Source organism: Alteromonas salexigens (genome assembly GCF_025628895.1).
GTDB classification, from domain to species: domain Bacteria; phylum Pseudomonadota; class Gammaproteobacteria; order Enterobacterales; family Alteromonadaceae; genus Alteromonas; species Alteromonas salexigens.
Genome location: NZ_JAOTJC010000011.1, coordinates 119,019 through 140,017 on the forward strand (window position 1 = coordinate 119,019; position 20,999 = coordinate 140,017).

20 protein-coding genes are annotated in these 20,999 nt (G+C 52.0%); 8 read left to right on the plus strand and 12 right to left on the minus strand.

Annotation, left to right across the window (positions count from 1 at the left end):
• Positions 1–7: 7 nt before the first annotated feature.
• The gene (locus tag OCL06_RS12540; RefSeq protein WP_262995063.1) at positions 8–562 is read left to right on the plus strand and encodes a YqhA family protein; all 555 of its coding nucleotides are present in this window, start codon (positions 8–10) and stop codon (positions 560–562) included.
• A gap of 45 nt (positions 563–607) precedes the next feature.
• On the opposite strand, the gene OCL06_RS12545 is transcribed toward OCL06_RS12540, so the two are convergent.
• Both OCL06_RS12545 and OCL06_RS12550 read right to left on the minus strand, forming a co-directional pair.
• Positions 608–3,268: a hybrid sensor histidine kinase/response regulator gene (locus OCL06_RS12545; protein WP_262995065.1), complete on the minus strand. Its 2,661-nt coding sequence runs from the start codon at positions 3,266–3,268 to the stop codon at positions 608–610.
• Positions 3,269–3,281: 13 nt separating this feature from the next.
• Positions 3,282–4,547, minus strand: a complete 1,266-nt coding sequence (locus OCL06_RS12550) for an ABC transporter substrate-binding protein (RefSeq protein WP_262995066.1) — start codon at positions 4,545–4,547, stop codon at positions 3,282–3,284.
• A gap of 175 nt (positions 4,548–4,722) precedes the next feature.
• Here OCL06_RS12550 and OCL06_RS12555 point away from each other — a divergent pair, with 175 nt between their 5' ends.
• Positions 4,723–5,577: an SPFH domain-containing protein gene (locus tag OCL06_RS12555; RefSeq protein ID WP_262995069.1), complete on the plus strand. Its 855-nt coding sequence runs from the start codon at positions 4,723–4,725 to the stop codon at positions 5,575–5,577.
• Between the two features lie 24 nt (positions 5,578–5,601).
• Positions 5,602–5,817, plus strand: a complete 216-nt coding sequence (locus tag OCL06_RS12560) for a type II toxin-antitoxin system antitoxin (protein ID WP_262995070.1) — start codon at positions 5,602–5,604, stop codon at positions 5,815–5,817.
• A 34-nt stretch (positions 5,818–5,851) separates the two neighbouring features.
• Here OCL06_RS12560 and OCL06_RS12565 read toward each other — a convergent pair whose 3' ends face one another.
• From OCL06_RS12565 to OCL06_RS12575, 3 genes are all read right to left on the minus strand, one after another.
• Positions 5,852–6,571, minus strand: coding sequence for a choice-of-anchor H family protein (locus OCL06_RS12565; RefSeq protein WP_262995072.1), 720 nt, complete (start codon positions 6,569–6,571; stop codon positions 5,852–5,854).
• A gap of 180 nt (positions 6,572–6,751) precedes the next feature.
• A complete protein-coding gene (gene rraB, locus OCL06_RS12570) occupies positions 6,752–7,141 on the minus strand; it encodes a ribonuclease E inhibitor RraB (protein ID WP_262995162.1) in 390 nt (129 codons plus the stop codon).
• Positions 7,142–7,175: 34 nt separating this feature from the next.
• On the minus strand, positions 7,176–7,901 hold the full coding sequence (locus OCL06_RS12575) for a 1-acylglycerol-3-phosphate O-acyltransferase (protein WP_262995074.1): 726 nt from the start codon (positions 7,899–7,901) through the stop codon (positions 7,176–7,178).
• A 174-nt stretch (positions 7,902–8,075) separates the two neighbouring features.
• On the opposite strand from OCL06_RS12575, the gene OCL06_RS12580 reads away from it, so the two are divergent.
• Entirely contained in the window at positions 8,076–9,212 is a 1,137-nt protein-coding gene (locus OCL06_RS12580; protein WP_262995076.1) for an HD domain-containing phosphohydrolase, read from the plus strand.
• 66 nt (positions 9,213–9,278) lie between these two features.
• Here OCL06_RS12580 and glnG read toward each other — a convergent pair whose 3' ends face one another.
• The 4 genes from glnG to glnA all read right to left on the minus strand — a co-directional run bounded on the left by glnG (position 9,279) and on the right by glnA (position 13,947).
• Complete coding sequence (glnG, locus tag OCL06_RS12585) at positions 9,279–10,694, minus strand: nitrogen regulation protein NR(I) (protein ID WP_262995077.1); 1,416 nt, start codon at positions 10,692–10,694, stop codon at positions 9,279–9,281.
• Complete coding sequence (glnL, locus tag OCL06_RS12590; RefSeq protein WP_262995164.1) at positions 10,684–11,769, minus strand: nitrogen regulation protein NR(II); 1,086 nt, start codon at positions 11,767–11,769, stop codon at positions 10,684–10,686. Before glnL ends, glnG begins: the two co-directional genes overlap by 11 nt.
• A 129-nt stretch (positions 11,770–11,898) precedes the next feature.
• Positions 11,899–12,417, minus strand: coding sequence for a DUF4124 domain-containing protein (locus OCL06_RS12595; RefSeq protein ID WP_262995078.1), 519 nt, complete (start codon positions 12,415–12,417; stop codon positions 11,899–11,901).
• 120 nt (positions 12,418–12,537) lie between these two features.
• Positions 12,538–13,947: a glutamate--ammonia ligase gene (gene glnA / locus OCL06_RS12600; protein WP_262995079.1), complete on the minus strand. Its 1,410-nt coding sequence runs from the start codon at positions 13,945–13,947 to the stop codon at positions 12,538–12,540.
• 602 nt (positions 13,948–14,549) lie between these two features.
• Here glnA and typA point away from each other — a divergent pair.
• From typA to OCL06_RS12615, 3 genes are all read left to right on the plus strand, one after another.
• Positions 14,550–16,397: a translational GTPase TypA gene (gene typA / locus OCL06_RS12605; protein ID WP_262995081.1), complete on the plus strand. Its 1,848-nt coding sequence runs from the start codon at positions 14,550–14,552 to the stop codon at positions 16,395–16,397.
• A 188-nt stretch (positions 16,398–16,585) separates the two neighbouring features.
• Entirely contained in the window at positions 16,586–16,975 is a 390-nt protein-coding gene (locus tag OCL06_RS12610; RefSeq protein WP_262995083.1) for a response regulator, read from the plus strand.
• 144 nt (positions 16,976–17,119) lie between these two features.
• On the plus strand, positions 17,120–18,253 hold the full coding sequence (locus tag OCL06_RS12615) for a MalY/PatB family protein (RefSeq protein ID WP_262995085.1): 1,134 nt from the start codon (positions 17,120–17,122) through the stop codon (positions 18,251–18,253).
• A 55-nt stretch (positions 18,254–18,308) separates the two neighbouring features.
• Here OCL06_RS12615 and OCL06_RS12620 read toward each other — a convergent pair whose 3' ends face one another.
• Positions 18,309–19,505 (minus strand): Nramp family divalent metal transporter, encoded by a 1,197-nt coding sequence (locus tag OCL06_RS12620; RefSeq protein ID WP_262995087.1) that lies wholly within the window; start codon positions 19,503–19,505, stop codon positions 18,309–18,311.
• Between the two features lie 132 nt (positions 19,506–19,637).
• On the opposite strand from OCL06_RS12620, the gene OCL06_RS12625 reads away from it, so the two are divergent.
• Positions 19,638–20,276: a UPF0149 family protein gene (locus OCL06_RS12625; RefSeq protein ID WP_262995088.1), complete on the plus strand. Its 639-nt coding sequence runs from the start codon at positions 19,638–19,640 to the stop codon at positions 20,274–20,276.
• Positions 20,277–20,297: 21 nt separating this feature from the next.
• On the opposite strand, the gene OCL06_RS12630 is transcribed toward OCL06_RS12625, so the two are convergent.
• Positions 20,298–20,480 carry a hypothetical protein gene (locus OCL06_RS12630; protein WP_262995089.1) on the minus strand — a complete coding sequence of 61 codons (183 nt, stop codon included), beginning with the start codon at positions 20,478–20,480 and terminating at the stop codon, positions 20,298–20,300.
• A 72-nt stretch (positions 20,481–20,552) separates the two neighbouring features.
• Positions 20,553–20,981: a CopD family protein gene (locus OCL06_RS12635; protein ID WP_262995090.1), complete on the minus strand. Its 429-nt coding sequence runs from the start codon at positions 20,979–20,981 to the stop codon at positions 20,553–20,555.
• Positions 20,982–20,999 lie beyond the last annotated feature (18 nt).

Sequence of the window (20,999 nt, forward strand, 5' to 3'; positions counted from 1 at the left end):
GCACTTTGTGAATAAACCCGACCCACAACCGAACGAACCAACTTCCTCGGCCGAGCGCCGCTTTGAGTCTTTTCTATGGGGCTCACGTTACCTGGTACTGTTGGCCGTGGTGCCCAGTATCCTGGGGGCGCTGGTATTATTTGTCATGGGCACTGCAGATATTCTGGCGGTGATGCGCTCGACCCTGAATTACTACTGGCTGGGAGGCTCCCAGGAACTGTACGACGCTACCATCCCGAAAATCATCAAAGCCATTGATATCTACCTTATTGCTATCGTGTTACTGATATTTGCTGCGGGTGTTTACCGATTGTTTTTCTCAATTATTGAGCCTGCGGAAAACAGCCAGATAAGACACCCGTTTAATATCAATTCATTCGATCAATTAAAAGATAAAATAGCCCGCGTCGTGGTACTGGCGGTCATTATCGAGTTTTTCCGAGCGGTGGTAGACATTCAGTTTGTTACGCCCCTGGATGCTATTTATCTGGCTCTGTCGATCCTCGCACTGGCTGGCGGCTTATTTCTGATGAGCAAGGCGCAGCCAGACGATCACAAATAGAACCCCGCGCCTGTCGTCTCGCTTAATCCTGGTGCCGGCGCCGGGTTATTTCCCTGGCAGGTACTTTCGCAATATTTCTATAACATTGGCCCGTTTTACCGGCTTGGTAAGATAATCGTTCATCCCGGCCTCGTGCGCAGTTTGCCGGTCTTCCTTCATCGCATTGGCGGATAACCCGATAATAGGCAGCGCATTGTGGCCCTTGCGGCGGAGTGCGCGGGTACATTCATAACCGTCCATTTCAGGCATCTGCACATCCATCAGGATGAGATCATAGTGGGGGGAGTTTTCAATTTTACGCAGCGCCTGCACGCCATCTTCTGCCACGTCGTAAGAAAGTTCCAGATCCCTGAGCAATTCGCCGGTAACAATCTGATTGATGGTATTGTCCTCTACCAACAACACGTGCCCCTCCAGCTCTACAATATCGCTTTGGTGATCATACACCACGGGTTCTGAAGTGATCTGCTGTAGCTCTTTAACAAAGCGTTCAAATTGCAGCGGCGTGAAGGGGTGCACCAATATAGGCCCGGTCCAGTCAGAAAGCAGTTTGCCCTGAATTGAGCCAATCTGTGTATTCACCACTAACCCGACTTTACAGGAGGCGACTTGCAACCGCCTGAGTGAATTAGCATGCGCCCTTAATGTGCCCGGGTTGTCTATATCAACAAGCATGCATGGCGGAATAGTGTTAATGGTAGTGAGGTAGCTCAATGGCAGTGGCTCTCCCGTAAGTCCAGCCACGTCACGATAGGCTGCGCTGAGCAATGGTTGGTCGCTCACATACACGCTGTGCTCAGGTAAGGGCGGTACACCAGTCAGGATACCCTGCTGACCTTTGAATGCCCGCAGGGGAAGAGTTACCCTGAACAGGCTGCCTTTACCGGGTGCCGACTCCGCTTCCAGTTTGCCTTTCATCAATTCGGTGAGTTGTTTAACAATAGTTAGGCCGAGGCCGGTACCACCAAAGCGGCGGTTGGTTGAGCCATCCGCCTGCGTGAAAGGCTGGAAGATACGGGCCAGTTGGTGGTCAGACATGCCGATACCGGTGTCTTTCACCTCAATGACCAGTGATAATTCATTACCCTTATCGTTCAGGGTGCCAAAAAAGCTAATATTAATTTCGCCCTGCTCGGTAAACTTCACAGCGTTGGTTCCCAAATTCATGAGCACCTGAGCAATTCGTAGTGGGTCGCCCACTACCTGGGGCGGCAAATTCGGATCCACGGTTAGTATCACTGACAGGTTTTTCTCCTGAGCGCGCAGGGCAATAACAGCCACCAGGTTGTCAAAGATGGAGTGCAGGGAAAAGCTCACGTTTTCAATTTCAAGCTTTCCGGCTTCAATCTTAGAAAAGTCCAGAATGTCATTAATTACACTCATCAGGATCTGACTGGAGTAGGCCGCTTTGTCCAGGTAGCTTTTCATCGTTGGCGACATAGGTTGTTGCTGAGCAAGTTCAATCAACCCAATAACCCCATTCATCGGCGTACGAATTTCATGGCTCATGTTCGCTAAAAACAGGCTTTTAGACGCTGTCGCCTGCTCGGCACGTTGTTTTTGTGCAGCGAGTTCTTTATTGAGCGACTCCATCTGTGCGTTGGCTTCGCGGGCGGCTTTCAACAGCTGCTCAGTCTGACGGTTTTTGTCACTGAACACATGGGCCGCAGTGGCCAGCGCGCCAATTTCATCATTGCGTTTGATACCCGGAATGGTGGCCACATTTTCGCCCCCGGAGAGCCGTGTGAAAACCTCAGTGATGGACCGGATAGGCCCCAGAATGCGCAACCAGGTAAACACTGCTGCACTGAGCGCCAACAGGATGGCAAACAGCGAAAACAACTCGCCATTGATTTGCGCCCGGGCTGCCTGGCGCTGAGATTGCTGACGGACCTTATCTGTATAGCGGGTAACCTGTTCAGCCAGTTCACCACTTAGGAACAGAAACTCGTTAGCCGATCCCGCCATCACCACATTCACCAAAAACAAATTACCCTGAGTGATCTGAGTAAGCAGAAAGAACTCATCTTCAGCGCGTTTTATTAACGGCAGGAGGGAGCCAAAACGCGGTTCTGGCATGCTTGCCACTTGTTCGCGCATGGTTTGCAGGGCGGTATTAAAGGTTTCAATGCGTTGTATGCTGGGGGTGAGCAGATAATGTAACGATGCGTTTTCCGCGCTGTCCAGGGTCAGGTTTAATTCATTGAGAAACACCGAGGAGATGCCGGGCTCCTGTGAAAGCTCCTGCAACGCTTTGCGTAGTGCAATAATGTCGCGCACTGAACCCGCCGTCACCAGCTCATCCCGACGGGCCCGTGACTCCACTACCGCGGTGAAATTTTCCTGATAATCTTCCAGGTGTGAGCGCATCCGTTCCAGCACATTTTCGCTGGTTAACGCATTTTGTAACGAGACGGGAGATGCCTGCAGCTTATCCAGCTTGCGGGTGATGGCCTGCATCAGCCGTTCAAAGCGATTCACCGTTGACTCACTGGCGGTCTCTTTGAAAATGAGCACGTTCCGCTGCAAGTCCAGTACATCCCGCTCCAGCTCTTTCACCAGACTGAGATCGTCCATGGCCTGGCGTGTGGTGGCCAGCCCTTCGTTTAATACCTGTTGATTCTGCCGGGCCAGGATCCCCTGAATAAGCAATAGCGACACCAGCGCAATTAACACAACAATCAGCTGGGTTCGAATAGACGACATATCCACATCCCTGTTAGGAAGTTATAAATTCATACCACTTTTGCAAGCTGTATTCGTAGGTGGGCATAACGGTGTTCCACACCGCCACGTTACTGAAGCGGTCCTCGTAACTGCCGCCGCTGCGCTGCTCTCCCGGCTGCACCGAAACCTTACCGTCGGTGCCGGTTAATGGCTCACTGGCGGGCAATCCCTGATACCAATAGTCCCACTCGGCCTGGGTTAAGTACTGCGCAGACCGCTGAGGGTTAGAAATATAGTAGCCCTGGCGGGCAATAAACGCGCCCGGCCAGCCGGACAACCACCAGTTCATATACTCGTAGGCGGCGTCTTTATTGCGTCCCTGGGTTGCCGCCGACAAGCACATCACGCCATGCCAGCCGCGATAACCCTCTTTGGGGGCCGCGAATCGTACCGGAATATTTTGCCCGTTTAGTGCTGATACGGCAGGGGAGAACATACTTTCAATGGTCACCCGCTTACTGCGCATAAACTGCACAGACTCAGGCACGGAGGTCCAGAAACCACTGAAATGTTGCAACTGTTTAAGTTCAATTAATACCGTAAACAGGGCATCCAGTTCTTCACGGGTCATGGCGCCAATATCATTGAAAGACACAAAGCCTTTCGCCTGTGCCGCGAGCGCAAGGTCAAACAGACCAATGGTGGGATCGTTAACAATCCCTACCTGACCGGAGAAACGGCTGTCCAGCAGCCAGCCCCAGCTCTCGTCACCGGCTGTGAGGTCCTCAGCGACCCGGGAGGTATCGTAGCCGAAGGAGTCCACGTTATGCACATACGGCAAAAAGCTGATGGTATCGGTGTGGGTAGTCCCTAACGTTCCGTCATTCTGAATATGCAAAATTTTATGCGGGGCATCGCCGGCCCCCATATTTGCATTGGGGGTGACTTTTCCTGTTTTACTTAACGGATTAATTTCATCCCAGTATGTCAGCCGTTTCTTTTCAATAGGCTGAATGGCTTTTGAGCGCCACAGGATGTTGATGCTGTTGGACCACTGCTCATACAAGTCAAAACTGGCGGGGTTCATGGACGCCTTTTGCAGCACCGCGGCACTGCCTTTCGGCTCAAACCGTAAATCGATACCTAAATCTTCAATTGCCTGCTTGCGCAGTGATTCTTGCAGGGTGACATGGGTGCCCATTACCCGTATTAACGGTTTTGGTTTGCCAATAGCAAACGGTGTGACCCCGGCAGCGAGACAATATACACCGCCTTTTAGCAGAGTGCGGCGTGTCGGGTTTGGTGAAGAGTCTGACATTAAACGTAAACGACCAAAGCAAAAGACTTTTATCCATTTTGGCACCGTTTAAAGGTGCATGCCAAACAAAGTTAAAGAATATCGCTGTGTTAATAACACAGGGCCCGGATTCCACCTTGTAAAAATCAAAATATCAATTATATTGATATCATAATGATATCAAGGAATGAGTAAGATGAACGAAACCTCTGGTTTTTCAATCAACGGTTATGTAATGGCGTTACTGGTACTGCCCGCATTGCAGATTGCCACGGTGCTCTGGCTACTGACCTGGCAGGGCGGTTTAGTTGCGCTGGTGGCTATAATCCTGGTTGCTGTACTTTGGCCGGGGTTCTTTATGGTGCAACCTAATCAGGGGAAAGTGCTCACCCTGTTTGGCAGTTACGTGGGCACTGAGCGGCGCACCGGCTTGCGCTGGACTATACCACTATTTATGCGACGGACTATTTCACTACGTATCCGCAACTTTGAGAGCGCCAGGATCAAAGTGAATGACAATCAGGGAAACCCTATTGAAATTGCTGCGATCATTGTGTGGTCAGTGACAGACACAGCTGAAGCGGTGTTCGAAGTGGATAATTACGAAAGCTTTGTCACTATTCAGAGCGAGTCGGCAGTGCGTCATATGGCCAGCAGCTTTCCCTATGATCCCCGGGACGATGAACAATCTGAAGTCGCGCTTAGGAGTCATCCCGCTGAAATTTCTGCAAGCCTGCAAGAGGAAATTCAGGCGCGCCTGGCACGGGCAGGGATCACCGTGCATGAAGCCCGGATCAGCCACCTGGCCTACGCTCAGGAGATAGCCAGCGCCATGCTGCAACGTCAGCAGGCAGCAGCTATTATCGCGGCCAGGGCGCAGATTGTAGATGGTGCCGTGGGCATGGTTGAAATGGCCCTGCGGAAACTGGCCGACGACCAGATAGTGGAACTGGACGATGAGCGTAAGGCGCATATGGTTAGCAACTTGCTGGTGGTACTTTGCGGCGACAAAGCACCTCAGCCGGTGGTCAATTCAGGAAGTCTGTATTAAGTATTTCGGCTGAACAGGAGAATTATGGCAGACAAAAAAAAAGCCTATCCACTGCGCATTAACGAAAAGGTGCTGGCGGCTATGCAGCGTTGGGCAGATGATGAGTTGCGCAGTGTGAATGCACAGATTGAATACGTACTCAGAGATGCGCTGTTAAAAAACAAGCGCATCAAACTAACCGAAAAAGTCGTGACCGAAGTTGAGCTGCCGCCTGCAGACCCGCCGTCCCGTGAAGAATAACCCGGGGCGGCGAGACAAGGATGGAGCGGCTACGTTAATTTCTGCGGCGGTATACGGCGACACCTAATAGCGCCAGTAATGCAGGAATGAACAGCGCGCCGCCGTGTTCTTCCACTACCACGACGGTTTCTTCCACAACATCATAATTTTCACTTTCCAGACTGACATACGCTAAGTCTGCATCCCAGTAACCGTCACTGGCGGCCAGCAAAACATCACTGTGGGCATCATAAAGCTCAATTAAAATGTCGTACTCCCGGGGCGGGAAGCCTGATAGCAGGTCGCTTTCTACAATAAACGCATCATCGCTCGCTTCGCCATATACTGAGAATGTCGAGGTGACATGGATGGAGTCGTAAACATCATTGCGGCCCAAATAGATAACAGCATACACAGGCACTGACGCAAATACTGTGTCGGCATCAAACTCCACAGTAAGGGTGGTGTAATAGCCATCATAGTCGTAGTCATTTGCTACGCTCACCCAACTGTCATAAATCCAGAACTCGGTTTCATTCAGGCTCTGGGTAGACTCCCGGGACTTACTGGTAAGGGTTGCCAGCTTTTCCCGTTTGGCCGACTTAATCTTCTGAGATGCCTGCGACTCGGCGGTCACCGGCTTATCGAACTGAAACTCACGGGATTGGGTGGTGATCTGTTCGGCCTTTGAGTGTCCGGACTCAGCCTGCGCGTGCCCGGCCAGAGACAGCACCAGCATGGTTAATGTCAGCTGTAACAGAGTTGTCGTTTTCATGTCATGTTCCTTTCGCCAGTACACAGAATACTTAGTTGATAGGCTAAGTGTGGCCCTCTGAACATGAACGAAAACTGAAATGAAACTTAACTGGGTCTTAGGGAGTGTGTGAAAGAGGGGGAAACTATGCGGCTGCGTATTTAGTAGCCAGGCAGCGCAATCACTGCCTGGCTATATAGCTCACTCGAAGTCGTCATCGTCATCCATCGACTCATCACGAGGCATAAAGTATGTGCCCCAGCCGTCGTAATGGACGCCGTGCTTGTCGGCAATCTTCAATAAGGTATCGGTGTCGCTGTCCAGTTCTGGGCGGGATAGCTTACGTTCCACCACGGCATCGAAACAAAAGACGGTTCCGCCGTCATCCAGTACCAGCTCTTCGGCGTCGCTCACTTCAAAGCCGGCTTTAAAGGCATCAACGGCAGCTTTTTCAAGTACATCGAAATCATTGGAGGCCAGGTGATGCTCGATGGAATAATCGGCATCGGCCTGACTACCGTCTTCAAGCAGTGCTTCTATGGTTTCCTGATTAAAGGCGTACCATTCTTCTCGTTCGTCAAATTGGGTCATCATATTTTTCGTCAGCGAAATGTCTGCAGACAGTTTACCCGTTTTTTTCTATTTCAGCGACACGGGCATCCAGCTCAGTCTGACGCTGCTGCATGCGGGTATGAAAGAATTCCATCCATTCTTTAATCGACTTGTCATCCGTCATTGCTACCGGCTCATCAATGGCAATGAGCACAGTGCCATTGTTCCAGCGATTCCAATTGATTTTACCGTGCAGGTTACTGGCGGTCACCATAACCACACGCTCCTCGGTAGTTTTGGCCAGCCGGAAAGCCCCTTGTTTAAACGGCAGTAAGCCACGACCATTGCTGCGGGTACCTTCCGGGAACAGCCAGACGGAGGTGCGTTTCTGGCGGATTTTTCTGGCCGCAATATCCAGCGTGCTGCGGGCTTTTCCGGAGTTTTTGCGGTCGATCATAATATTGCCGGACAACCAGTAAATCTGGCCGAAGACCGGGATCCATTTCAGGCTTTTTTTACCAACCGTCACCACACCCGGTAACGCGGCCTTACTGATGGTGATGATGTCATAGCTATTCTGGTGATTAGCAATAAACACGTACGGCTCGTTATCCAGTACTTTGTCAGACTTTTCAATGACGACTTTAAGCCCCAGCACACGCGACATCTGCGCATAAGCCCGGCCAGCAAAGTTCACGTTGTTTTTGTGAAAGGGGCGGGCAATACACACAATCAACACCACCAGGTTGATTATCAGAAAAGCTACCAGCAAAACAGGAATACGAATTAGAGCGAGCACAGTGTCTCCTTTGATAAGTTTGCGGCGCAGTATAAGGTAAACGGCGCATTGCACATGTCCGATCAGTGACTATCTGATCACAAAAAAAGTTAAAGCCTGCATTCGCGGTTCCGATAGTTAAATGGTATAAATCGCAGCAGCGATCCTCTTTTATTACTTAGCGGCAACTATCCCATGCAGACATTTGTTCCGGACGAACTGGAAGACGATATCCTCACCGACCTGATGGAAGAAATTAATGAACTGTACGAGGCCAGTGAGCAAACCCTCATTGAGCTTGAGTTGCGGCCGGAGGACAACGAACTTCAACGCGCCTTGTTCCGGTCCATCCACACCATTAAAGGGGATCTGGGGCTGGTTAATTTTACGCCGCTGATTCCGCTGTTGCAGCATGTTGAAGATTTGCTCGACTTTCTGAGAAAAGGCCAGGTGGAATACACCAGTACCATGAGTGATCTGGTGCTGCTAACCATGGACAGAGTAAAAGCGTTTGTGGAAGCCATCATGGCGCAGGGCAAGGCCGATTATGATGCCCGCCTTCACGAGCAACTGGTGATGGCCATCGCCCGTATTAAGCCAGACAACCACAGTGAGCACGAAAGGCTGTTAACTGACGCAGTATTATTGCTGAACCCTGCGCTGGATGTCACCCACGGTGAAAACGGCGAGCCGGAGGTAATTAACCGCCCGCCCACACTGGCTACCACCGCACTACCTAAAGACATGAGCGCAGAAAAGAAGATGGATATTCTGTTCTTTCGCGATCTCATGCAAACCATCGAGCACCGCTCAAACTACTGGGCTGGCCGGGGCGACCGTATTGCCAAGCTGGCGCTGTATATTAACGAATTAGCGGGCCGGCCGGTGGAAGAGGACCAGTTGGCTGTGGCGTGCTATGTCCATGACTTTGGCATGGCGTTTATGCCACTGAAAATCTTGCACAAAGCCGAACCATATACAGACATCGAGTTTAACCTGATGCGCTCCCATGTGTATAAGAGCTCACGACTACTGGAGCACCTCGACCAATGGGATATGGCCCGTAAAATTGTCATGCAGCATCATGAGCGTATGGATGGTTCCGGCTATCCGCTGGGCATCAAGGAAGACGATATCTGTGACGGTGCCAAATTGCTGGCAATTCTGGATACCTATGATGCCATGACGCACTCCCGTGCTCACCACAAAGAAAACCACCTGTCTAAGAAGCAGGCGGTGATTAAAATAAATCGCTCAGCCAAAGGGCAGTTCAGCATGAAATGGGTACGGCATTTCAACCAGGCCATGACGGGCCTGCTGACCAAAGGGTGATTCGGGGGACAAGACACTGCAGGGACTGCTATAGCAGACTGTGCAGTGTGTTACTTAACGGGGTTGCTACTGGCTGTTGAAGTTCAGCTCTTTGAGTTTACGGGTTAAGGTGTTTCTGCCCCAGCCCAGCCGTTTAGCCGCGTCCTGTTTATGCCCATGGGTGAACTGCAATGCCCGCTCCAGCATCACTTTCTCAAACGTCACCATGGCGTCATTGAGCACGTTGAAATGCCCCTCCTGTAACTGCTTATCTGTCCATTTTGCCAATAGTTCCGGCCAGTCGGAGGCTTCCCCGTTGCCAGCTGGCGTATGCCCTTCGGCGTGAATTTCTGGCGGCAGATCGCTGGGCAAGACTTCCTGGCCACTGGCCATTACGGTCAGCCACCGGCACACGTTCTCAAGTTGCCGTACATTGCCCGGCCAGGGGAGCTGGGTCATCACTTTGTCGGCGGCTTTGCTCAGCGATTTGGTTTCCACATTAAGCTCTTTAGCAGCTCTGCGTAGAAAGTGACGGGCCAGCAGGGGAATGTCTTCCCGCCGTTCTGACAGTGACGGAATATGGATCCGAATGACATTTAAGCGGTGAAACAGGTCTTCCCGAAATTTGCCTTCGGCAACCCGTTGCTCAAGATTCTGGTGGGTAGCCGCGATAATACGCACATCCACAGACACTGACTGGTGCCCGCCCACCCGGTAAAACTGGCCATCGGCCAGCACCCGCAATAAACGGGTCTGAACGTCCAGCGGCATATCGCCAATTTCATCCAGAAATAAAGTGCCGCCGTTAGCCTGCTCGAACCGTCCCTGACGAGCCGCCTGTGCACCGGTAAAGGCCCCTTTTTCGTGACCAAATAATTCTGACTCGACCAGATCAGCCGGGATGGCCGCCATATTCAGAGCAATAAACGGGTTAGCGGCCCGGGGGCTGTGCCGGTGTAAAGCCTGTGCGACCAGCTCCTTGCCGGTCCCCGACTGACCATTAATGAGTACACTGATGGAGGAACGGGACAACCGCCCAATGGCTCTGAATACCTCCTGCATCGCCGGCGCCTCACCGATGATCTCGGTGACGATATCATCCTGGGGAGGCTGACTCTGACTCTGTTGCTCCCGGGCGTGGGCCAGAGCGCGCTGAGTTAATGTGACCGCTTCGTCGATATCAAACGGCTTGGGAAGATACTCAAACGCGCCGCTCTGGTAAGCGTTGACGGCACTGTCCAGGTCAGAGTGGGCCGTCATGATAATAACCGGGATTGCCGCGTGACTGGCGTGCACTTCCTGCAGTAAGGTCATCCCGTCCATTTGTGGCATGCGTATATCGGAGATAATCACCTCAGGGGCTTGTCCGCTCTGCAGCTGAAGTAACAAGTCCTGTGGGTTTTCAAAGCAATGACAGGCAATATCTGCACTTTGTAATGCCTTTTGGATCACCCAGCGGATAGAACTGTCGTCATCAACGATCCAAACGGCTTCATTCGTCATTAGCTGACTCCTTTCGGTTAATGGGGAGGTAAAGTACAAACTGGGTGTGGCCCGGGTAACTGTCGACATCAATTTTGCCGTCATGATAGTTGACCAGTGTCTGGGCTATGGAGAGACCCAGTCCGCTGCCGTGCGGTTTACTGCTGACCATGGGATAAAACAATGTATCGCGAATAGCCGGGGGGATGCCGGGCCCGTTATCAGTTATCTGGATTTTGGCGACTAACGGATGGCGTTTGCCGTGGATCGTCATCTGACGTTCAACGCGGGTCGTTACCGTGATTTGTGGATCCTCGGTTGCATGATCGCTTAACGCCTGAATACTGTTTCGCACAATGTTCAGTACCGCTTGCTGGATCATGTCCTGGTCCATATGCACGTCAGGAATACTGGGGTCGTAATCGCGTACAATGTCGATGGCGTGACCATCGTCTACCTGCATCAGGTTGCGCACTTTTTCCAGTGCTTCGTGCAGGTTACACCAGCTCATCTGGGGCAGGGCATTGGGGCCCAGTAAGCGATCGACTAAATTTCGTAACCGGTCAGACTGATCGATAATCATGGTGGTGAATTCACGATGCTCGGCGGTTAGCTCTTTCGCCAGCAACTGGGCCGCACCCCGTATGCCACCCAGCGGGTTTTTGATTTCATGGGCCAGTCCTCGCACCAGCTCGCGTGCGGCGTAATGTTGGGCATGCTGCATATTTTCCTGAGAAATGCGTTTCTGCTGGTCAATTTTCTTCACTTCAAACAGCAGACTGGATACGCCGTCATGGACAAGGTTGGTAACGGTCAGGTCCGCCAGTACAAAGCGGTTGTCCCGAAAGCATAATTTCACCTCGTTTTCGGTAAAATCTTCGCCATGACGAAAGGCCGCACGGAGTCTGGATGTGTCGATGCTCCCGGGCAGGAAAAACTCTGCCAGCGGGTGACCGTAGAGTTGCTTGTGGCCGGTCTCGAACAAGGCTTCGCCGGCGTGATTGACGTAAGTAATGTGCAGTTGCTTATCGACCATTACCAGCGCGGTATTCAGGCTGTTAAGCAAATGGGGGACCTCTAATCCGGTGGCCTGCATACTCAGCAAGACTCCTGTTGCACTATTGTGGTGCATTATAGCGCACTCCTCCTGTTTACGGGAAATTCGCAGGTAATCAGGAGATGCCTGTGGATCGCCGTGGTGCGGCGTGTGCGCTACAATAGACCGTTAGTTGTTATTGATTAACGCTGAAGCCTGATGCAGGTACAGCGTCTGTTCTTCTGTAGATGCAAGAGTCTTGCCCGTATTGTCGAGCCAGAGTACTGAGTAGGTGTGGGCGCCGCGGTTGACGCCGGTCAGGCGAAACATGCCGGTGGTATTTGACTGGACTATCTGGCCGTTAAACTTAAGCTGAAAGCGTCCTCCGGCACTGCCAGGCTGCGCCGCAGTGGTGATAGTGAGGTTGCCTTTGTTGTTGCGAATCGTCGCTTCGGGCGCAGGGGTGGCGATGGTAACCGTATAGTTGGTGCGTTTTTTTGAGGTGCCGGTAGAGAAGGGTTTGGGCTGGCCCATGGCGCCGGAAACATTGGCCGTGGATGCGGGCAGCGATACCGCTTCACCGCCTGCCACAGGTGCATCCGTATACAGTATGGTACCGTCTTCCTGCTCTACTTTGTAGACTTCCTGTGCCGTCAGAGCAGCAGGCAGAGTGAGCAGGATGGTAAACCAGAACGTCAGCGTTTTCATAAACCCTCGGTGTCAGGCGCCACATGCAAAATGCAGTTGGCCTATAAGTTTATAGTAGCCAAACCTAAGCCATAAAAAAAGCCCGCAGATGCGGGCTTTCGTATACTCAGGCGTTTGTGATTATACGCTGTAGTACATGTCGAATTCCACGGGATGCGTGGTCATCTGTAGTTTCGTCACTTCTTCCATTTTCAGCTCGATGTAAGCATCAATCATGTCGTCAGTGAATACGCCACCGGCTTTCAGGAAGTCGCGATCGTTATCGAGTGCTTCCAGCGCCATTTCCAGCGAGCTGGCTACGGTGGGAATTTCTGCAGCTTCTTCAGCTGGCAGGTCGTACAAGTCTTTATCCATGGCATCGCCAGGGTGGATCTTGTTCTTAATGCCGTCCAGGCCAGCCATCAGCATGGCCGAGAAGGCCAGATACGGGTTGGCTGTTGGGTCAGGGAAACGTACTTCAATACGACGGGCCTTATCACTGGTTACGTAGGGAATACGAATTGACGCTGACCGGTTACGGGCTGAGTAAGCCAGCATAACCGGGGCTTCGAAGCCAGGTACCAAACGCTTGTACGAGTTAGTTGATGCATTCGCGAAAGCATTGATAGCGCGAGCGTGTTTAATAATACCGCCAATATAGTACAGCGCCTCATCAGACATGCCTGCGTACTTATCACCGGCAAAGATGTTCTTACCTTCTTTTGAAATAGACTGGTGAACATGCATACCCGACCCGTTGTCACCTACCAGCGGCTTGGGCATGAAGGTCGCAGTATGGCCGTACGCATGGGCTACATTGTGCACGACATACTTGTAGATCTGGATCTCGTCGGCTTTTTTCGTCAGGGTATTAAATTCACATGCAATTTCATTCTGACCGGCGGTGGCCACTTCGTGGTGATGGGCTTCAATAACCAGCCCCATTTCTTCCATTACCATGCACATGGCTGAGCGAATGTCGTGAGAAGAGTCTACCGGAGGTACCGGAAAGTAACCGCCTTTTACACCGGGGCGGTGAGCCAGGTTGCCGCCTTCAAATTCAGCGCCGGAATTCCATTTTGCTTCAGAAGAGTCAATTTTATAGAAAGACCCGGCCATGTCAGTGTGGAATTTCACGTCATCAAACATGAAGAACTCTGGTTCCGGCCCAAAGTATGCGGTGTCACCGATGCCAGTAGATTTCAGGTATTCTTCTGCACGGCGCGCCACTGAGCGTGGGTCACGTTCGTAGCCTTCCATGGTGCTCGGCTCAAGAATGTCACATGTTACGTTAACCTGAACTTCTTCTGCGAATGGGTCTACCACTACCGAGTTGGCATCAGGCATCAGGATCATGTCTGACTCGTTAATGCCTTTCCATCCTGAAATAGAAGAGCCGTCAAACATCTTGCCTTCTTCAAAGAATTCTTCGTCTACTGCACTTGCTGGAATAGAAACGTGCTGCTCTTTTCCTTTAGTATCGGTAAAGCGCATATCCACAAATTTCGCTTCACTCTCTTTAATCAGCTCTAATGCCTTCTCTACTGACATGTGTCCTCCAGGTTTTATCGTAAAAATGTGACGTGTTACTTGCACGCATCATCAGTTGGTTAAAAGGAAGCGATTATCGTGCCATATGTCCCTGAACGGCGTAGCAAGGGATTGCTGGAAACCGGTTCGCTGTTTCACTTCAATATTGCACCAGTGTGGTGCAATAGCGCGCCAGGCTGGTGCGCTTAAGTGGTGCAACAGTACAGAGCACTCAAATGACTGTACGCCAAGTTCCGCAAATTTGCTAAATCGAACCAGTGAAAAAATTCTGCACACTGGCCCGTCAGCATCAGTAAATGGCATGAAGTAGTGAAAGCCTTGCAGTAACTATGAAAGGATTATGCAATGAGGAAGGTCATCGGGTTCTGCGCTCAACACCTTCACAGCGGTGCCTGCCGGTGTATTGGTAGTCGCTGCTCGATGTTTATAGTGTAAGGCATGGCGGACAGCCGCGGATTAAATTTGTACTTCAGCGCGATACTGCCTGTTATTTCCCCTCAATAGCCTATATAATCGCGCCCAATTTTTACCCCACCTATGCGGATCTTCGCAGCGCCTCGGAAGCCACTTCGGTCCCACAGGTCTTTGAAACGAGATTTTACATGACATCTAACCACAGCCTTAACGATATTACTAAGTTAAGGAACATCGCTATTATCGCTCACGTTGACCACGGTAAAACTACCCTGGTAGACAAGCTCCTGCAGCAATCCGGTACGCTGGAAAGCCGCGGTGAAGTTCAGGAGCGTGTCATGGACTCAAACGACATCGAAAAAGAGCGTGGCATTACGATCCTGGCGAAAAACACGGCCATTAACTGGAACGAGTACCGCATTAACATCGTAGACACCCCTGGACACGCCGATTTCGGTGGTGAAGTTGAGCGGGTTATGTCTATGGCCGACTCTGTACTGTTGCTGGTTGATGCGCAGGAAGGTCCCATGCCGCAAACCCGCTTTGTGACGCAGAAAGCATTTGCTCAGGGGCTCAAGCCCATTGTAGTGATCAACAAGATTGACAAGCCAGGTGCCCGTCCTGACTGGGTAATGGATCAGGTATTTGATCTGTTCGACAACCTGGGTGCGACTGACGAACAGCTGGACTTCCAGGTAGTTTATGCCTCGGCACTGAATGGCTGGGCGTCTAACGAATCAGACGTCACCGGCACAGACATGACGCCCTTGTTCAAGACTATCGTTGAGCAGGTCGATGCGCCTAACACCGACGTGAATGGTCCGTTCCAGATGCAAATATCGCAGCTGGATTACAACTCCTACGTTGGCGTAATTGGCGTTGGCCGCATCAAACGTGGCATGGTTAAAGTTAATCAGCAGGTTACTATTGCCACCGCAGACGGCAAAACCCGTAACGGTAAAGTTGGTCAGGTATTAGGTTACATGGGTCTGGATCGTCACGAAGTGGACGCAGCCAGCGCCGGCGACATTATTGCTGTGACCGGTCTGGGTGAGCTTAAGATCTCTGACACCATCTGTGACGTGAATGCCGTTGAGCCAATGCCGCCACTGACGGTAGATGAACCTACCGTTACCATGACATTCCAGGTGAATACGTCACCGTTCTCAGGGAAAGAAGGTAAGTACGTGACTTCGCGTAACATTCTGGACCGTTTGCATGACGAACTGATACACAACGTGGCATTACGCGTTGAAGAAATGCCAGATCCGGATAAGTTCCGGGTATCAGGCCGGGGTGAACTTCACTTAGGGATCCTGATTGAAAACATGCGTCGTGAAGGTTACGAGCTGGCAGTATCACGCCCTGAAGTAATCCTGAAAGAAGAAGACGGTCAGTTAATGGAACCGTTTGAAATGCTGACCATTGACTGTCAGGAAGAGCATCAGGGTTCTATCATGGAACAACTGGGTCTGCGTAAGGCGGAGCTGAAAGACATGTCTCCGGACGGCAAAGGCCGGGTGCGCATGGACTTTGAAATTCCAAGCCGTGGCCTGATTGGCTTCCAGACTGAGTTTTTAACCCTGACATCGGGTTCTGGTCTGCTGTATCACACGTTTGATCATTACGGTCCTCACAAAGGCGGTAAAATTGGTCAGCGTAAGAACGGCGTACTGATTGCCAATGCACCGGGTAAAGCGTTGACTAACGCACTGTTTAACCTGCAGGAGCGTGGTCGCCTGTTCATCGGTCATGGTGTGGAAGTTTACGAAGGTATGGTTATTGGTATTCACAGCCGTGACAATGACCTTACTGTGAACGCACTGAAAGGCAAGCAATTGACTAACGTGCGTGCCTCAGGCACCGATGAAGCGCAGAACCTGGTTCCGCCCATTGTTATGACACTGGAGCAGGCCCTGGAGTTTATCGATGATGACGAGCTGGTAGAGGTTACGCCGAAGAGCATTCGTATTCGTAAGAAGTTGTTGACCGAAAACGAGCGTAAACGCGCCTCGCGTGAAAAATCAAAAGAGTAAGTGTAACGGGTAGGTAACTACTCACAAGCTTACTTCTGAAAAGGGCGGTCAATAAGACTGCCCTTTTTTATTTCGGTTGGGCTGGAACCGGCTTAAAGATAGCGGGTAATACCCAATAGCGGGTGTTTATACTTGATAATTTTCCATATACAGATATTCTGAGGTTAGGAAGCCTATCAGGGGGTTGTATGACGCCGCTGTCCATAGTTGTTATTGAAGACGACGCCATTACACTCGAAATGATCACCGTTGCGCTTGAGTCGCGACTGGAAGCGAACGTGTTCCCTTTTTCGAAAAGCAAAACCGCCCGCGATTTTCTGTTAAAACAAACCAACAGTTCCATTGACCTGATAATCAGCGACCAGCAGATGCCCGATTACGAAGGACTCGAACTGTTGGAAGCCTGTAAATCCACCACGCTGGATGTTCCGTTTTTGTTGATAACTGCTGAAGCCAGCCGGGATATGGTGATATCGGCGAAGATGCTCGGCGTATCAGGGTTCCTTGCCAAACCCGTCGACATGGAAGAACTGGCTGATAAAGTGCTGCGAGTCACCGGCGCACAATCGGCGGTTTAACCCGCTGTACACACTGCACATTTCCCACACCTGCTAATGCCGTTTGGTACTAATACATAATAAACCCGGGTAAAAAACCACTTGGCGCCAGCTGTGTGCAACCTTTAGACTGAGTTCACTACAGACCAGACACAGGACGTATACGTGAGCCAGCTTTTTGACCATACGCCAGACCGAACCCAACAGCACTCGTTTAAGTGGGAGCGTTATAAGGGCAAAGATATTTTGCCCGCGTGGGTCGCCGACACCGAGTTTCGGTGTGCCCAGCCTATTCTTGATGCACTGCAGGCGAGGGTAGAGCACGGCAATATGGGCTATGTGCTGCCCGGCCAGTTCCAGCCCGGCATAGAAGCCATCCAGCGCTGGCTCAAAGACAAGCACGACTGGCAGGTAGAGAGCAACTGGATTGTGTGGATGCCAGGTGTGGTCCCGGCGTTTAATGCCGCGTGCAAAGCCTACAGTAAGCCTGGCGGTAAGGTCATGGTTCAGTCGCCTAACTATCCACCCTTGCTGGCGGCACCTGGGCTGAATGGACTGGAGCGGGTCGACATTGGCACCGTGACAGACAACGGGCGTCCCACTCTCGACTTTGAAGCCCTGGCGGAACATGCCAAAGATCCTGCATGCAGCTTGTTTATTCTCTGTAACCCCATGAACCCGGTTGGAAGCGTGTTAACGCAGACTGAGCTGGATCGGGTTGCGGACATTTGTGAACAAAATGACGTGACATTGTGTTCTGATGAAATTCACTGTGATCTGATACTGGAGCCGGGCTGCCGACATCTGCCAGCAGGGCGTGACAGCGCACTTAAAGATAGAAGTGTCACGCTGATGGCAGCCAGTAAAACCTTTAACATCGCTGGGCTGGGCGCGTCATTCGCAGTTATTCCTGATCCTAAACTGCGTCGTAAATTTACGCAGGCCGCAGCAGGCATTGTACCATGGGTAAACCTGCTGGGCCTGGTTGCCACACAGGCGGCATTCACCCAGTGTGACGACTGGCATCAGTCGCAACTGGCATACCTGAAGGAAAACCGTGACCTTGTGGTTTCCGCCATCAATGCCATAGACGGACTTTCCATGCACACCCCGGAAGCGACGTTTCTGGCCTGGGTGGATGCCAGCGGTCTGGGCGTCGACAATGTCCAGCGCTGGGCGGAAGAAAAGGGGGTGGGGCCGTCTCCCGGCGTAGATTTTAATGCCCCTCAGCATTTCCGGATCAATTTTGGGTGCAGTCGCGCGATGTTGCAGGATATTTTAGCCAGACTGGCTGCCTGATCGGCATAGAAATAAAAAGGGCGCCTGCTGGCGCCCCTGATGCGAATGAACCGCTTTAGCTCACCAGACTGGCAAGTTTATACATGCCCAGCCCGACTACCACACTGACTACCAGAATACCGGCAGCGTTACTCAGACGGGTATTTTTAAATTGTCCCAGCTCCTGGCTTCTGTTCATTACGACCAGCAAAAATATTGCGATAATGGGGAGCAACAAGCCGTTGGCAGCCTGTGCAAACAGAATGGCAGACAGGGGTTTAAGTCCCAGTCCCGCCACAATTACGCCACAGGCAATAACCAGCCCCCACACCAGACGGAATGCCCGACCCTGCATATTATCTGATAACGACAGTGCGCCGCAGACCGCATAAGCCGCTGCCAATGGCGCAGTGATGGCGCTGGTAAGGCCGGCAGAAAATAACCCTAACGCAAAGAAGCCCTGGGCCCAGTCGCCCAATACCGGTTGTAGCTGCTCACCAATATTACCCGCGTCCAGTGTGGCAGCCTGTTGGTAAAAGGCAGTCATTGCCGTGGCTACCACCACCAGGGTGATTAAACCGCCCATCGAAATGGCTTTGGCTGACTGTTTGCGACAGGCGTGTACGGCTTCTGCCTTACTCTGTCCGGCGGTGGAGCGGGCTACCAGACTGGCATGCAGAAACAGGTTATATGGCACAATGGTGGTGCCAATCAGTGCCAACACAGTGGTGATGGCGTCGATATTCAGGACCGGTTGAAACAGCTGGCTGGCCATGGCGCTCCAGTCTGGAGAGGCCACCAGTAACGTGATGAAAAATACGCTGGCCATAATAAATACCAGCGCCACCAATACTGACTCTATCCACTGGTGCTTGCCTGTCCATAGCAGCACTGCGGCCAGGAGCCCCAGGATCGCCGCCCAGCTGCCAGTACCAATGGCCAGAAATGCATCCAGACCAATCGCCGCACCGGTAAGGTTGCCTGACTCATAGGCGGCGTTGCCAACACCGATAGCGCTGACGATTAACGCAATACAGAGCCCCCGTAACACGGGCTGGGGGATCATATCTTTCATGCCGGCAGATAACCCTTTGCCGGTCGCTATGCCCAGTCGCGCCGCCATATCCTGCAAGACAATCGTGGCGAAAATAGAAAACAATAATGCCCACACCAAATGAAAGCCGAAATTGGCGCCCGCGAGGCTGGCGGTGGTTATGGTACCGGGGCCAATAAAGGCCGCAGCAATGACGAAGCCGGATTTATCTTTTGCCATAGAGAACTCGCAATGGTTGGTGAATTTCAGGTTGGCTTGCTACTATGCTTAACCCGCGCAGGATACCGGCTCGAAGGTAGGGTTCGCAAGTTACCTGTGCATTTGCTCCGGGTTGGTTAAGGATCCATGACTGTGGAAACATTACACACACTTTGCTCTCACCCCACCATTGGCCGCGTTTTGCCGCCGTTTCATCAGGCCGATGGCCTGATTTTCGCCGTGGCTGCCTCTCCGGATATTCCCATGCCGGAAATCTGGATGCCCTGGGTTATTTCACAGTCCGGCGACACCCTGGTCAGCGATGATGTAGACAGACTGGCGGATGCCTTGATGCACAGCTTACGTACTCACCTTGACGCCATGCGTCAGCAAGCTGCCTTGGTGCCTGATGCGTGCCAGTGGCAACAGGGTGCGGTCATCCCCACCGAACTGGAGTGCTGGCTAGGCGGCTTATTACAGGGGCATCAGTTACTTGAGCCCACCTGGCGGGCCGCGTGGGAACGCAAGGCGAAAACCGAGTCACTGGCCGCCGACGCAGAGGACCCGGCGGCGCGGCTCAGCCGTTGTCTCAAATTATTTTCTACCCTGGCCAATTCTGAACTGGCGTTGGCGCAGCGCTCACCGGCGAATGCAGAGGCGTTACGGCAGCACCTGCCTACGTTATGGCGACAATTGCCGGCAATGCTGCAGGAGTATGTCGATCTGGCTGGCGAGCTGGCGCAGGCATTGCCGAATCAGTTTGAAACCTTCCAGCAAGATCCGCAGACCTGATGAGCCCTGTTACACCTGCGGTTAACGGGTGGGGGAGCGCTGGTGCAGCACGCAGCGTATTTTTTTGACGTAGGCATTCAGCTCCGCCCGGGCATCTTCATAAGCTAAGGTCAGCTCAGCCGATTCAGGTTGCGCCCTGAGTGCGTTAAACGCCTCATCGGTCCGGCTAAGCAAGCGCTTCAGGTGCGCATTGGTCACATCCATGTTGTTGTCCTGTCAGAGCGACATACCACCTTGTATGCCGCGAAGTGGGTAAGAACTTAGGCCGGGCAAGACTTACCAGGGTTTCACTACGGCCAGCACGATAATAGCAAGTAACACCAGCACAGGGGCTTCGTTTAAAAAGCGATAGAAACGTGACGAGTGGCGATTCGCCCCGCTGGCAAACTGTTTGAGTAGTTTATACAGATAGAAGTGATACCCGTACATTGCAAGTATTAACAGCAATTTCGTATGCAGCCAGCCGGATGCCCGAAACCAGTCCATACCGTAAGCAGCTATTAACCACACGCCAAATACCAGTGTCAGCAGCGCAAAGGGCGTGACAAAAAACCACAACCGTCGCTCCATAATGACAAATTGTTCATGCACGGCCTGCGACTGACTGCTGGCGTGGTATACAAACAGCCGGGGTAAGTAGAAAATCCCGGCCATCCAGGCCACCATAAAGAATAAGTGCAGTGCTTTGATCCACAATACAGACATAACGTGTTCTCGCAGGTT